This is a genomic window from Pseudomonas serboccidentalis, assembly GCF_028830055.1.
Lineage (GTDB): Bacteria > Pseudomonadota > Gammaproteobacteria > Pseudomonadales > Pseudomonadaceae > Aquipseudomonas > Aquipseudomonas serboccidentalis.
Map to the genome: position 1 here is coordinate 429,034 of NZ_CP101655.1, position 13,192 is coordinate 442,225.

Annotated in this window: 11 protein-coding genes; all 11 read left to right on the top strand. The window is 62.3% G+C overall.

Features of this window, described 5'->3' with window-relative positions:
- Positions 1 to 278: 278 nt before the first annotated feature.
- The 11 genes from NN484_RS01845 to NN484_RS01895 all read left to right on the top strand — a co-directional run bounded on the left by NN484_RS01845 (position 279) and on the right by NN484_RS01895 (position 13,178).
- On the top strand, positions 279 to 1,901 hold the full coding sequence (locus tag NN484_RS01845; protein ID WP_215501719.1) for a methyl-accepting chemotaxis protein: 1,623 nt from the start codon (positions 279 to 281) through the stop codon (positions 1,899 to 1,901).
- Positions 1,901 to 2,419, top strand: coding sequence for a chemotaxis protein CheW (locus tag NN484_RS01850; protein WP_215501718.1), 519 nt, complete (start codon positions 1,901 to 1,903; stop codon positions 2,417 to 2,419). The genes NN484_RS01845 and NN484_RS01850 overlap by 1 nt, the downstream gene beginning before the upstream one ends.
- Positions 2,416 to 3,696, top strand: a complete 1,281-nt coding sequence (locus tag NN484_RS01855; RefSeq protein ID WP_274658497.1) for a CheR family methyltransferase — start codon at positions 2,416 to 2,418, stop codon at positions 3,694 to 3,696. Before NN484_RS01850 ends, NN484_RS01855 begins: the two co-directional genes overlap by 4 nt.
- Complete coding sequence (locus NN484_RS01860) at positions 3,693 to 4,388, top strand: chemotaxis protein CheW (protein ID WP_127650787.1); 696 nt, start codon at positions 3,693 to 3,695, stop codon at positions 4,386 to 4,388. The genes NN484_RS01855 and NN484_RS01860 overlap by 4 nt, the downstream gene beginning before the upstream one ends.
- Positions 4,385 to 6,679 carry a hybrid sensor histidine kinase/response regulator gene (locus tag NN484_RS01865; protein ID WP_274658498.1) on the top strand — a complete coding sequence of 765 codons (2,295 nt, stop codon included), beginning with the start codon at positions 4,385 to 4,387 and terminating at the stop codon, positions 6,677 to 6,679. Before NN484_RS01860 ends, NN484_RS01865 begins: the two co-directional genes overlap by 4 nt.
- On the top strand, positions 6,676 to 7,686 hold the full coding sequence (cheB, locus tag NN484_RS01870; RefSeq protein WP_127650783.1) for a chemotaxis response regulator protein-glutamate methylesterase: 1,011 nt from the start codon (positions 6,676 to 6,678) through the stop codon (positions 7,684 to 7,686). Before NN484_RS01865 ends, cheB begins: the two co-directional genes overlap by 4 nt.
- 48 nt (positions 7,687 to 7,734) lie before the next feature.
- A complete protein-coding gene (locus NN484_RS01875; RefSeq protein WP_215501714.1) occupies positions 7,735 to 8,736 on the top strand; it encodes a response regulator in 1,002 nt (333 codons plus the stop codon).
- Between the two features lie 204 nt (positions 8,737 to 8,940).
- Positions 8,941 to 10,036 (top strand): peptide chain release factor 2 gene (prfB, locus tag NN484_RS01880; RefSeq protein WP_127650779.1). Its coding sequence is split into 2 segments (ribosomal slippage): positions 8,941 to 9,012 and positions 9,014 to 10,036, totalling 1,095 coding nucleotides; the frame shifts between segments, so codons are not numbered across the junction.
- 113 nt (positions 10,037 to 10,149) lie between these two features.
- On the top strand, positions 10,150 to 11,652 hold the full coding sequence (gene lysS / locus NN484_RS01885; RefSeq protein WP_127650777.1) for a lysine--tRNA ligase: 1,503 nt from the start codon (positions 10,150 to 10,152) through the stop codon (positions 11,650 to 11,652).
- Positions 11,653 to 11,757: 105 nt separating this feature from the next.
- On the top strand, positions 11,758 to 12,471 hold the full coding sequence (locus NN484_RS01890) for a TetR/AcrR family transcriptional regulator (RefSeq protein ID WP_007964212.1): 714 nt from the start codon (positions 11,758 to 11,760) through the stop codon (positions 12,469 to 12,471).
- 149 nt (positions 12,472 to 12,620) lie between these two features.
- Entirely contained in the window at positions 12,621 to 13,178 is a 558-nt protein-coding gene (locus NN484_RS01895) for a hypothetical protein (RefSeq protein ID WP_127650775.1), read from the top strand.
- Positions 13,179 to 13,192 lie beyond the last annotated feature (14 nt).

Genomic DNA, 13,192 nt, shown 5'->3' on the forward strand with positions numbered 1-13,192 from the left:
GCAGCGCCTACAAGGTTTTGGGCCAGACGCCGAAATTTGTAGGAACGAGCCTGCTCGCGATTGCGTTTTCAGCCTCGCAACAACAGCGATGACCGATCCATCGCCCCTTTTTGCCATTTCATCACTGGCACGCCAACCCCGGATTGACGGACAGTCCCACCTCAGAACCTCCCGGCCTTGCGCGCTCGGCAGGCCCGAGGGTTAAAAAGCGTCTTATAAATGAGACACCTCCCTCGGCTATACTCCCCCGCATTTCGACTTAGGCACGAGGACTCACTGTGAAGAACTGGACGTTGCGCCAACGCATTTTGGCGAGCTTTGCGGTGATTATCGCCATCATGCTGCTGATGGTCGTCGTTTCGTATTCACGCTTGCTGAAGATCGAGACCAGTGAAAACAGCGTCCGTGACGACGCGGTTCCCGGCGTCTATTACAGCTCGATGATTCGCGGTGCCTGGGTCGACAGCTACCTGCAGACTCAGGAACTGCTCGGGCTGAAGGAAGGGCAGGGCATCAGCAGCGAAGATGCGGCGGACTACAAGGCGTTCGAGAACCGTCTGCAAGAGCAGATGGCCAACTATCGCAACACCGTGACCACCGACGAAGATCGAATCGAGTTCGCTGCGTTCGAGAAGTATCACGATACCTACATGCAGATTCAGGATCAGGTACTTGATCTGCACAAGCGCAATCTGGAAGCCGAGGCGGTCAAGCTGTTCACCGAGAAGCTGACCCCGGCCTGGTATGCAGGTCGTATGAAACTCAACGACATCATCGGTGAGAACAAGAAGGTGGCCGATCAGGCCATGGCCAACATCGACGAGGCGGTCGCGGCGGCCAAAGTCAGTATGTTCGTCTCGCTGCTGGTGGCCGTGCTGGCGGCCGGTGCCTGTGGCTTGCTGCTGATGCGCGCAATCATGGCGCCGATGAACCGCATCGTGGAGATCCTCGAAATCATGCGTACCGGCGACTTGAGCAGCCGTCTGAATCTGGACCGCAAGGACGAGTTCGGTGCGGTGGAAACCGGCTTCAACGACATGATGACCGAGCTGACCTCGCTGGTGTCCCAGGCCCAGCGCTCGTCGGTGCAGGTGACCACCTCGGTGACCGAGATCGCCGCCACCTCCAAGCAGCAACAGGCCACCGCCACCGAAACCGCCGCCACCACCACCGAAATCGGTGCGACCTCGCGTGAAATCGCCGCCACGTCGCGGGACCTGGTGCGCACCATGACCGAAGTGTCCACCGCTGCCGATCAGGCTTCGGTGCTCGCCGGCTCCGGCCAGCAAGGTCTGGCGCGCATGGAGGACACCATGCACTCGGTGATGGGCGCGGCCGATCTGGTCAACGCCAAACTGGCGATCCTCAACGAGAAGGCCGGCAACATCAATCAGGTGGTGGTGACCATCGTCAAGGTTGCCGACCAGACCAACCTGCTGTCGCTCAACGCCGCCATCGAGGCCGAGAAGGCCGGTGAATACGGCCGCGGTTTTGCCGTGGTCGCGACCGAAGTGCGGCGTCTGGCGGACCAGACCGCCGTCGCCACTTACGACATCGAGCAGATGGTTCGCGAGATCCAGTCGGCAGTGTCTGCCGGCGTGATGGGCATGGACAAGTTCTCCGAAGAAGTGCGCCGAGGCATGGCCGAGGTGCAGCAGGTCGGCGAGCAGTTGTCGCAGATCATCCATCAGGTACAGGCGCTGGCGCCGCGGGTGTTGATGGTCAACGAAGGCATGCAGGCCCAGGCCACCGGTGCCGAGCAGATCAACCATGCGCTGGTGCAGTTGGGCGACGCCAGCAGCCAGACCGTCGAGTCGCTGCGTCAGGCCAGTTTCGCCATTGACGAACTGAGCCAGGTGGCCGTCGGGCTGCGCAGCGGCGTTTCGCGATTCAAAGTCTGATGAGCGAAATCACCGCCAAACGCAGCGCCGCGCCGGTGGCGAAGCAGGCGTTGTTCCTGCTGTTTCGCATCGGTAGCGAGCGCTACGCCTTGCTCGCCACCGAAGTGGCCGAAGTCTTGCCGCGCCTGCCGTTGAAGCCGATCGCCCAGGCACCCGAGTGGGTGGCCGGGGTGTTCGCCTATCGCGCAGCAGTGGTGCCGGCGATCGACCTCAGTGCGCTGACCTTCGGCAAACCGGCCGAGGCGCGCACCAGCACCCGGCTGGTGCTGGTGCATTACCGTCCGGATGAACAGCAGCCGCCGCGCTGGCTGGGATTGATCCTTGAGCAGGCGACCGACACCCTGCGCTGCAACCCCGAAGATTTTCAGCCTTATGGCCTGGACAATCGCCAGGCGCCGTACCTCGGTCCGGTGCGTGAAGATGCCCAAGGGCTGGTGCAGTGGGTGCGGGTCAACGACCTGCTGGATGACGCCGTGCGCAGCCTGCTGTTCCCGGCGCCGCTTGAGGCGCAGCCATGAGCAGCGACCAACGTTTTTTCGATTTCCTCAAGGAACGCATCGGGCTGGATGTCACCTCGGTCGGGCCGGCGATCATCGAGCGGGCGGTGCGTCAGCGCACGACGCTGTCGCAAGCGGCGCACAGCGATGAATACTGGCAATTGCTGCAAGTCTCGCGGGACGAGCAGCAGGCGCTGATCGAAGCGGTGATCGTTCCCGAAACCTGGTTTTTCCGTTACCCGGAATCCTTCGCCACCCTGGGTAAACTGGCGTGCAAGCGGCTGGTCGAACTGAACAACATGCGCGCGTTGCGCATCCTCAGCCTGCCGTGCTCCACCGGTGAAGAACCCTATTCGATTGCCATGGCCTTGCTCGATGCCGGGCTCAAACCGCATCAGTTCAAGGTCGACGGCATGGACGTCAGCCCGCTGTCGGTGGACAAGGCGCGGCGGGCGCTGTACGGCAAGAACTCGTTCCGTGGTCAGGATCTGGACTTTCGCGAGCGCCATTTCAGCGCGGAACAGGATGGGCATCGCGTCAACGAAACGGTGCGCGAGCAGGTGCGCCTGCACGTCGGCAACGTGCTGGATCCGACGCTGCTGGCCGGCGAGCCACCGTTCGACTTTGTCTTCTGTCGCAACTTGCTGATCTATTTCGATCAGCCGACTCAGCAGCAGGTTTTCGCCGTACTCAAGCGCCTGACCCACATGGACGGGGTGCTGTTCATCGGTCCCGCGGAGGGCGGTCTGCTCGGGCGTCTGGGCATGCGTTCGATCGGCATCCCGCAGTCGTTTGCCTTCAGTCGACACGCTGAGCCGCTGCCCGACCCCGTGGCACTGCCGACGCCCACCCCCTTGCCAGTGCGTCAGCCGTTGCGCAGTCCGCCACCGCCACCGCCACCGCCGGTGCGCCAGCGCCCGTTCGCCAACGTTGCGCCGCTGCCTGTCAGCAGCAAAAGCGCCAACCCGGACGCCGCCACCCTACTGGCCAACATCGCTGCGCTGGCCAACGAAGGCAAAAGCGCCGAGGCCCGCGCGGCGTGCGAACAGTACCTGCGCAGCCACGAACCGGTGGCTCAGGTGTTCTACTGGCTCGGCCTGCTCAGCGATGTTGCCGGCTCCGCGCTCGAAGCCCAGAGCTATTACCGCAAGGCCTTGTACCTTGAACCGCAACACCCCGAAGCGTTGATGCACCTGGCCGCGTTGCTCCAGGCCCAAGGTGACAGCGCCGGTGCCAGACGATTGCAGGAACGCGCCGCGCGCAGCGGGCGCACCGCCGACAGTGAGCGTAAACGATGATCCCGTCCGACACCTTGAACGTCACCCGCGAAGACGCCCGGGCCATCGATGATTGCTGGAACCGCATCGGCATTCACGGCGACAAGTCGTGCCCATTGCTGGCCGAACATATTCATTGCCGCAACTGCGCGGTGTATTCCGCCGCTGCCACGCGCCTGCTCGACCGTTATGCGTTGCAGCAGGACGAGCGCGATCCGGTCGCCGTGGCGGTTGAAAGTGACGTTAAAACCCGTTCGCTGCTGATGTTCCGCCTCGGCGAAGAATGGCTGGGGCTGGCCACCCGCAGTCTGGTGGAGGTGGCGCCGCTGCACGCGATTCACTCGTTGCCGCACCAGCGCTCGCGGGCCTTGCTCGGCGTGGCGAACGTGCGCGGGGCGTTGGTGGCGTGTCTGTCGCTGGTCGAACTGCTCGACCTCGATAGCAACGCCGCACCGGCCACTGGCGCGCGGATCATGCCGCGCATGCTGATCATCGCCGCCCACGGCGGACCGGTAGTGGTGCCGGTGGACGAGGTCGACGGTATCCATGCCATTGACGAACGAATTCTCGACGCCGCGTCCCGTGCCGGCGGTGAGCACAACAGCACGGCCAGCGCCAAATACACCCGTGGCGTCCTGCAGTTCCGGGGACGCAGCCTGCGTTGGCTGGATGAAGAACAGTTGTTGTCCGCCGTGACCCGGAGCCTCACATGACCCCCGAGCAAATGCGCGACGCCTCGCTGCTGGAGCTGTTCAGCCTCGAAGCCGAGGCCCAGACCCAGGTGCTCAGCAGCGGGCTGCTGGCGCTGGAGCGCAACCCGACCCAGGCCGATCAACTGGAGTCGTGCATGCGCGCGGCGCACTCACTCAAGGGCGCGGCGCGGATCGTCGGCATCGACAGCGGCGTCAGCGTCGCCCATGTGATGGAGGATTGCCTGGTCAGCGCCCAGGAAGGGCGGCTGTTGCTGCGCCCCGAACACATCGATGCGTTGTTGCAAGGCACCGATCTGCTGATGCGCATCGCCACGCCGGCCAATGCCCCGCAAGCGACGGACATCGAGGCGTATGTGGCGTTGATGGGGCGTCTGCTCGACCCTTCGGCACCGCCCGCTATGGCGCCGCCGCCCATGGCCGAGTTGCAGATGCCGGCGCCTGCACCGATTGAAACCCCGTCGCCAATGCCTGTGCCGGCGGTCGATATGCCGCTGGAAATCTCCGACCCGGCACCGCGCAAGAACAAGCGCACCACCGAAGGTGGCGAGCGCGTGCTGCGGGTCACCGCCGAACGCCTGAACAGCCTGCTCGATCTGTCGAGCAAATCGCTGGTCGAAACCCAGCGCCTCAAGCCGCATCTGGCGACCATGCAGCGCCTCAAACGCATGCAGAACAACGGCCTGCGGGCGCTGGAAAGCCTCAATGTGCATCTCAAGGAACATGCGCTGAGCCTCGAAGCCCAGGAAGCCCTTGAAGATGCGCGACGCCTGCTGGCCGAGTCCCAGCAGTTGCTCGCGGAGAAAAACGCCGAACTGGACGAGTTCGCCTGGCAAGCCAGTCAGCGCGCGCAAGTGCTCTACGACACCGCGCTGGCCTGCCGCATGCGGCCGTTCGCCGATGTGCTCACCGGTCAGGTGCGCATGGTGCGGGATTTGGGGCGCAGCCTCGGCAAACAGGTGCGACTGGAGATCGAAGGCGAAAAAACTCAAGTCGATCGCGATGTGCTGGAAAAGCTCGAAGCGCCGCTGACCCATCTGCTGCGCAACGCGGTCGACCACGGTATCGAGACCCCGGAGCAACGCTTGCTCAAGGGCAAGTCCGAAGAGGGCCTGATCCGCCTGCGCGCCTCGCACCAGGCCGGTTTGCTGGTGCTGGAACTGAGTGATGACGGCAATGGCGTGGATCTGGAAAAGGTCCGCCGCAGCATTGTCGAGCGTCAGCTGTCGCCGGCCGAAACCGCAGCTCAGTTGAGCGAAGAAGAACTGCTGACATTCCTGTTCCTGCCGGGCTTCAGCCTGCGCGACACGGTCACCGAAGTGTCCGGGCGTGGCGTCGGACTCGATGCGGTGCAGCACATGGTGCGGCAGTTGCGCGGCGCGGTGGTGCTTGAGCAAACGGCGGGTGAGGGCAGTCGCTTTCATCTTGAAGTGCCGCTGACCCTGTCGGTGGTGCGCAGTCTGGTGGTGGAAGTCGGCGACGAGGCCTATGCGTTCCCGCTGGCGCACATCGAGCGCATGTGCGATCTGCAACCGCAGGACATCGTGCAGGTCGAGGGCCGCCAGCATTTCTGGCATGAAGGCCGGCACGTCGGGCTGGTTGCGGCCAGTCAGCTGTTGAATCGCCCGGCCAGCCAGAGCAGCGACGAAACCCTCAAGGTTGTGGTGATCCGCGAGCGCGACGCGATCTACGGCGTGGCGGTCGAGCGTTTTGTCGGCGAGCGCACGCTGGTGGTGCTGCCGCTGGATGAGCGACTGGGCAAGATTCAGGACATTTCTGCCGGGGCGTTGCTTGACGACGGTTCGGTGGTGCTGATCGTCGATGTCGAAGACATGCTGCGCTCGGTGGACAAACTGCTCAATACCGGGCGTCTGGAACGCATCGCGCGTCACGGCAATCAGGCCGCCGAAGTGGCGCGCAAACGGATTCTGGTGGTCGACGATTCGCTCACCGTGCGCGAGCTGCAACGCAAGCTGCTGCTCAATCGCGGCTATGACGTGGCGGTCGCGGTGGACGGCATGGACGGCTGGAACGCGTTGCGTTCGGAGGACTTCGATTTGCTGATCACCGACATCGACATGCCACGCATGGACGGCATCGAACTGGTCACCCTGCTGCGCCGCGACAACCGCCTGCAATCGCTGCCGGTGATGGTGGTCTCGTACAAGGATCGTGAAGAGGACCGCCGTCGTGGACTGGACGCCGGCGCGGACTATTATTTAGCCAAGGCCAGTTTTCATGACGACGCCCTGCTTGATGCAGTGGTTGAGCTCATTGGAGGAGCGCGGGCATGAAAATCGCAATCGTCAACGACATGCCCCTGGCGGTGGAGGCGCTGCGCCGTGCGCTGGCCTTCGAACCGGCGCATCAGGTGGTCTGGGTCGCCAGAAATGGCGCCGAGGCGGTGCAACTGTGCGCCGAAAATACCCCGGACCTGATCCTGATGGACTTGATCATGCCGGTGATGGACGGCGTCGAGGCCACCCGGCGGATCATGGCCGAGAGCCCGTGCGCTATCGTCATCGTCACGGTCGACCGCCAACAGAATGTGCACCGGGTGTTCGAAGCCATGGGCCACGGCGCGCTGGACGTGGTCGATACCCCGGCGCTCGGTGCCGGCAACGCGCAGGAAGCGGCAGCGCCATTGCTGCGCAAGATCCTCAACATCGGCTGGCTGATCGGCGAGAAGACCAGCCGTACCCGCCCGGCACCCGCCGCGCAGCGCAGCTCCGGTTCGTGCAAGCGGCTGGTAGCGATCGGTTCGTCGGCGGGCGGGCCGGCGGCGCTGGAAGTGCTGCTCAAGGGCCTGCCGCGTAATTTCTCGGCAGCCATCGTGCTGGTGCAGCACGTGGATCAAGTGTTCGCCGCCGGCATGGCCGAATGGCTTGCCAGCGCCAGCGGCCTGGACGTGCGCCTGGCCCGCGAAGGCGAGCCGCCGCAAGCCGGCGCGGTGCTGCTGGCTGGCACCAATCACCATATTCGCTTATTGAAAAACGGCACGCTGGCCTACACCGCCGAGCCAGTCAACGAGATCTACCGACCTTCGATCGACGTGTTTTTCGAAAGCGTCGCCAATTATTGGAGCGGCGATGCCGTCGGGGTTTTATTGACCGGAATGGGACGCGACGGGGCGCAAGGGCTTAAGCTCATGCGCCAGCAAGGATATCTGACCATCGCGCAGGATCAGCAAAGCAGTGCGGTGTACGGCATGCCCAAGGCAGCGGCGGCGATCGATGCTGCCGTCGAAATCCGTCCACTGGAAAAGATAGCGCCACGATTGCTGGAGGTTTTCCCCAAATGAACAGGTTTATCCGCAATCCTGGCCCCCGCAGTATTCAGGTGACCGCCCATGAATGATTTACAGATCGATGGCATTAAAACCGACGAAAACGCCGCCATGGTGTTGTTGGTGGACGATCAGGCGATGATCGGCGAGGCCGTGCGCCGTGGGCTGTCGAATGAAGAGAACATCGACTTCCACTTCTGCTCCGACCCGCATCAGGCCATCGCCCAGGCGGTACGGATCAAGCCGACGGTGATTTTGCAGGACCTGGTGATGCCCGGCCTCGATGGCCTGAGCCTGGTGCGCGAATACCGCAATCACCCGGCGACCAAGGACATCCCGATCATCGTGCTCTCGACCAAGGAAGACCCGCTGATCAAGAGCGCGGCGTTTTCCGCCGGGGCCAACGATTATCTGGTGAAGCTGCCGGACACCATCGAACTGGTGGCGCGCATCCGTTATCACTCGCGTTCCTACATGACCCTGCTGCAACGAGACGCGGCGTACCGGGCGTTGCGCGTCAGCCAGCAGCAGTTGCTCGACACCAATCTGGTGCTGCAGCGTCTGATGAACTCCGATGGCCTGACCGGGCTGTCCAACCGCCGGCACTTCGACGAGTACCTGGAGCTGGAATGGCGCCGCTCGCTGCGCGATCAGAGCCAGTTGTCGCTGCTGATGATCGATGTCGATTACTTCAAGTCCTACAACGACAGCTTTGGCCATGTCGAAGGCGACGAGGCGCTGCGCAAGGTCGCTACGGCGATTCGCGACGCCAGTGCCCGACCGTCGGACCTGCCGGCGCGCTACGGCGGTGAAGAATTCGCCCTGGTGCTGCCGAACACCTCGCCGGGCGGCGCGCGACTGGTGGCGGAGAAACTGCGCCAGACTGTGGCCGCCCTGAAGATTCCGCACAACACCCCAAGCGAGGGGGCGAGCCTGACCATCAGCATCGGCCTGGCGACCATGGTGCCGCAGGCGGGCAGCGACTGCCGGTTGCTGATATCGGCGGCGGATCGTGGCCTGTATCTGGCCAAGAACAGCGGGCGTAATCAGGTCGGTATCGAATAACCCATTAATCCCTGTAGGAGCTGCCGAAGGCTGCGATCTTTTGATTTTGCTTTTTAAAGATCAGAAGATCGCAGCCTTCGGCAGCTCCTACAGGGGAAATGTGTCAAGTGATTCGCCCCGACAGCCGCCAGACGGGCTGCCGTGACAGCGTGATTACGTTATACTCGCCGGCTTTCAAAAGTTCGCCAACGAGTGCTGCCCGTCATGGAAATCAACCCGATCCTGAACACCATCAAGGACCTGTCCGAGCGCTCCGAAACTATTCGGGGGTATCTTTGACTACGATCAAAAGCATGAGCGTCTGACTGAAGTCAATCGCGAGCTTGAAGATCCGAGTGTCTGGAACAAACCTGAATACGCCCAGGAACTGGGCCGCGAGCGCTCGGCGCTGGCGCAGATCGTCGACACCCTCGATGAACTGAACGCCGGTCTGGCCGATTGCCGCGACCTGCTGGACATGGCCGTCGAAGAAAACGACGAAGGCGCAGTGGGCGATGTCGTCGCCGAGCTGGCCCGTCTCGAAGAAAGCCTGGCCAAGCTTGAATTCCGCCGTATGTTCAGCCACGAGATGGACCCGAACAACGCCTACCTGGACATCCAGGCCGGTTCCGGTGGCACCGAGGCCCAGGACTGGGCCAACATCCTGCTGCGCATGTACCTGCGCTGGGCGGACAAACGCGGTTTCGAAGCGACCATCATGGAGCTGTCGGCCGGTGAAGTGGCCGGTATCAAGGGCGCGACCGTGCACATCAAGGGCGAGTACGCCTTTGGCTGGCTGCGCACCGAGATCGGCGTGCACCGTCTGGTGCGCAAGAGCCCGTTCGACTCCGGCAACCGTCGCCACACCTCGTTTTCTGCGGTGTTCGTCTCGCCTGAGATCGATGACAAGGTGGAAATCGAGATCAACCCGGCAGACCTGCGGATCGACACCTATCGTTCCTCCGGTGCCGGTGGTCAGCACGTAAACACCACCGACTCGGCCGTACGTATCACCCACGTACCGACCAACACCGTGGTCAGCTGCCAGAACGAACGTTCCCAGCACGCCAACAAGGACACCGCCATGAAAATGCTGCGGGCCAAGTTGTACGAGCAGGAAATGCAGAAGCGCAACGCCGCGTCGCAAGCGCTGGAAGATACCAAGTCGGACATCGGCTGGGGTCACCAGATCCGCTCTTACGTGCTCGATGCGTCGCGGATCAAGGATCTGCGCACCAACATCGAACGCAGCGACTGCGACAAGGTACTCGACGGCGACATCGACGAATACCTGGAAGCCAGCCTGAAATCGGGGCTGTAAAAAGACGCAACACAGGATCGGCTGATTCAAGCCGATCCCTGTAAGAGCCAGCCTGCTGGCGATCCCCGGGGCCAAGGCCCGGGGGCAACGAACCTGATGGAATATCTAAAGACATGAGCGACCAACAACTCGACCCGCAAGCCCTGCAACAGGAAGAAAACTCCCTGATCGCCCTGCGCAAGGAAAAGCTGGCTGCCGAGCGCGCCAAGGGCAACGCCTTCCCGAACGACTTCCGCCGCGAAAACTACTGCGAAGATCTGCAGAAGAAATACGCGGACAAGACCAAGGAAGAGCTGGCCGAGGCTGCAATCCCGGTCAAGGTTGCCGGTCGCATCATGCTCAACCGTGGCTCGTTCATGGTGATCCAGGACATGACCGGTCGCATCCAGGTCTACGTCAACCGTAAAACCCTGTCCGAAGACACCCTGGCCGCGGTCAAGACCTGGGACATGGGCGACATCATTGCCGCCGAAGGCACCCTGGCGCGTTCCGGCAAGGGCGACCTGTACGTCGAAATGACTGACGTGCGTCTGCTGACCAAGTCGCTGCGCCCGCTGCCGGACAAGCACCACGGCCTGACCGACACCGAACAGCGCTACCGTCAGCGTTACGTTGACCTGATCGTCAACGAAGACGTGCGCCAGACTTTCCGCGTGCGTTCGCAAGTGATCGCGCACATCCGCAGCTTCCTGATGAAGCGCGACTTCCTTGAAGTCGAAACGCCGATGCTGCAGACCATTCCTGGCGGCGCCGCGGCCAAGCCGTTCGAAACCCACCACAACGCGCTGGACATGGAAATGTTCCTGCGTATCGCCCCTGAGCTGTACCTCAAGCGTCTGGTGGTCGGTGGTTTCGAGAAAGTGTTCGAGATCAACCGCAACTTCCGTAACGAAGGCGTTTCGACGCGTCACAACCCTGAATTCACCATGTTGGAGTTCTACCAGGCTTACGCCGACTACGAAGACAACATGGACCTGACCGAAGAACTGTTCCGTGAGCTGGCGCAGCTGGTGCTGGGCAGCACCGACGTGCCGTACGGCGACAAGGTGTTCCACTTCGGCGAGCCGTTCGCGCGCCTGTCGGTGTTCGACTCGATCCTCAAGTACAACCCTGAGCTGACCGCCGATGACTTGAACGACATCGACAAGGCACGCGCCATCGCCAAGAAGGCCGGCGCCAAGGTGCTGGGTTTCGAAGGTCTGGGCAAGCTGCAGGTGATGATTTTCGAAGAACTGGTCGAGCACAAGCTGGAGCAGCCGCACTTCATCACTCAGTACCCGTTCGAAGTGTCGCCGCTGGCCCGTCGCAACGACGAGAACCCGAACGTCACCGACCGTTTCGAGCTGTTCATCGGTGGCCGTGAAATCGCCAACGCCTACTCCGAGTTGAACGACGCGGAAGACCAGGCCGAGCGCTTCATGGCGCAGGTGGCCGACAAGGACGCCGGCGACGACGAAGCCATGCACTACGACGCCGACTTCGTGCGCGCGCTGGAGTACGGCATGCCGCCAACGGCCGGTGAAGGCATCGGCATCGACCGTCTGGTGATGTTGCTGACCAACTCGCCGTCGATCCGCGATGTGATCCTGTTCCCGCACATGCGACCGCAAGCGTAAACGTTTCAGTGAAAAAGCCGCCTAAAACAGGCGGCTTTTTATTGCCTGTCTGGTACAAATGTATCAATTGGTTAATTTTGCAATAGCAGAGGAAGTCCAGTCGTGATGGTTGCAATCGCTCAAGAAGGTGCAGCGGGTATCGCCACTGCGGTCGCTGAAAGTGTTCAGTACCAGGGTCGCAAGGCCAGCCGACAGGGCAGTGAGCAGCGTCGCCAGGACATTCTCGACGCGGCGATGCGCATTGTCGTGCGTGACGGCGTGCGTGCCGTGCGCCACCGGGCCGTGGCGGCCGAGGCCGGAGTGCCACTATCGGCCACCACCTATTACTTCAAGGATATCGATGACCTGCTCACCGATACCTTCGCCCAATACGTCGAACGCAGCGCGGCCTACATGGCCAAGCTGTGGATCAACAACGAAGGCCTGCTGCGCGAGATGGTCGTCAGTGGCGACGGCAGCCCCGAGTCGCGTTCGCAACTGGCGGACGATATCGCGCGGCTGATGGCCGACTATGTGCATCGGCAACTGGTCAACCGTCGCGAGCATCTGATGGCCGAGCAGGCGTTCCGTCAGGAAGCATTGCTCAACCCGCGGCTGGCGGATCTGGTACGTTCCCATCAGCAGATTCTGCTGCAGGGCACCTGCCAGTTATTCCAGGTACTGGGCTCGCGCGAACCGCAGCAGGATGCCAAAGTGTTGACGGCGATTATCGGACGGATGGAATATCAGGGCCTGCTCAACGACGCCGAGCCTTTGGCCGAACAGGACATGCTCGGGATTCTGACGCGGTATATGCATCTGGTGCTTGCGTCGGTCTGACGCAATACCTTGTAGGAGTGAGCCTGCTCGCGATAGCTGTCTGACCTTCAACATCTCCGTTGGCTGACACTCCGCTATCGCGAGCAGGCTCACTCCTACAGGGGAAAGCGATCACCATGAGGGCGGCGAATGTTCATAGGGAGTATTGAATGAAAGCCTGGCGTGGCGTGCTGATCGCCTTGTCGTTCCTGCTGCTCAGCGGTTGTCTGGTGACCTTCAAGGATCCGCTGCCCGCCAGTGAGCCGGCGCCCAAGGGCTTGCTGGGCAAGTGGTCGAGCACCAATGCCTGGGGCGAGCCGATGAACCTTGAGCTGACCCGCGTCGGCAATGATCGTTATCAGGCCGTCACGTACTTCAAGGCCAAGCCCCACGAGCGTGAAGCGTATCCATTCACCGTGTCGCGCCATGGCAGCCGCTGGTATCTGTCGGCGAAGGTGCCGGCGCGTTACGGCGGGCACTACACCATCGCCGGTTTCGAACTCACCGACAAACACGAACTGGTGGTGTACAACCTCGACCTCGAGCAGATCAATCAGGCGATCAAACAGCAAGCCCTCGACGGCCAGTCTTTCCAGACCGACGCCGATGGCGACGGCGTGCAGGTCGACAGCCGCCTAGACAAAGTCTTTGCTTATCTCGACGATCCGGCCAATTCCGATGTATTCGTCGAAGCCGCGCGCTATCAGCGCCAGGCCCGCGCCAAATAATTCAGTTTTCTACA

Bases quoted from the DNA above. Each gene is read 5' to 3' on its own strand.
- NN484_RS01850 (WP_215501718.1), top strand. From the start codon at position 1,901: ATGAGCGAAATCACCGCCAAACGCAGCGCCGCGCCGGTGGCGAAGCAG.
- NN484_RS01855 (WP_274658497.1), top strand. From the start codon at position 2,416: ATGAGCAGCGACCAACGTTTTTTCGATTTCCTCAAGGAACGCATCGGG.
- NN484_RS01860 (WP_127650787.1), top strand. From the start codon at position 3,693: ATGATCCCGTCCGACACCTTGAACGTCACCCGCGAAGACGCCCGGGCC.
- NN484_RS01865 (WP_274658498.1), top strand. From the start codon at position 4,385: ATGACCCCCGAGCAAATGCGCGACGCCTCGCTGCTGGAGCTGTTCAGC.
- cheB (WP_127650783.1), top strand. From the start codon at position 6,676: ATGAAAATCGCAATCGTCAACGACATGCCCCTGGCGGTGGAGGCGCTG.
- NN484_RS01875 (WP_215501714.1), top strand. From the start codon at position 7,735: ATGAATGATTTACAGATCGATGGCATTAAAACCGACGAAAACGCCGCC.
- lysS (WP_127650777.1), top strand. From the start codon at position 10,150: ATGAGCGACCAACAACTCGACCCGCAAGCCCTGCAACAGGAAGAAAAC.
- NN484_RS01890 (WP_007964212.1), top strand. From the start codon at position 11,758: ATGGTTGCAATCGCTCAAGAAGGTGCAGCGGGTATCGCCACTGCGGTC.
- NN484_RS01895 (WP_127650775.1), top strand. From the start codon at position 12,621: ATGAAAGCCTGGCGTGGCGTGCTGATCGCCTTGTCGTTCCTGCTGCTC.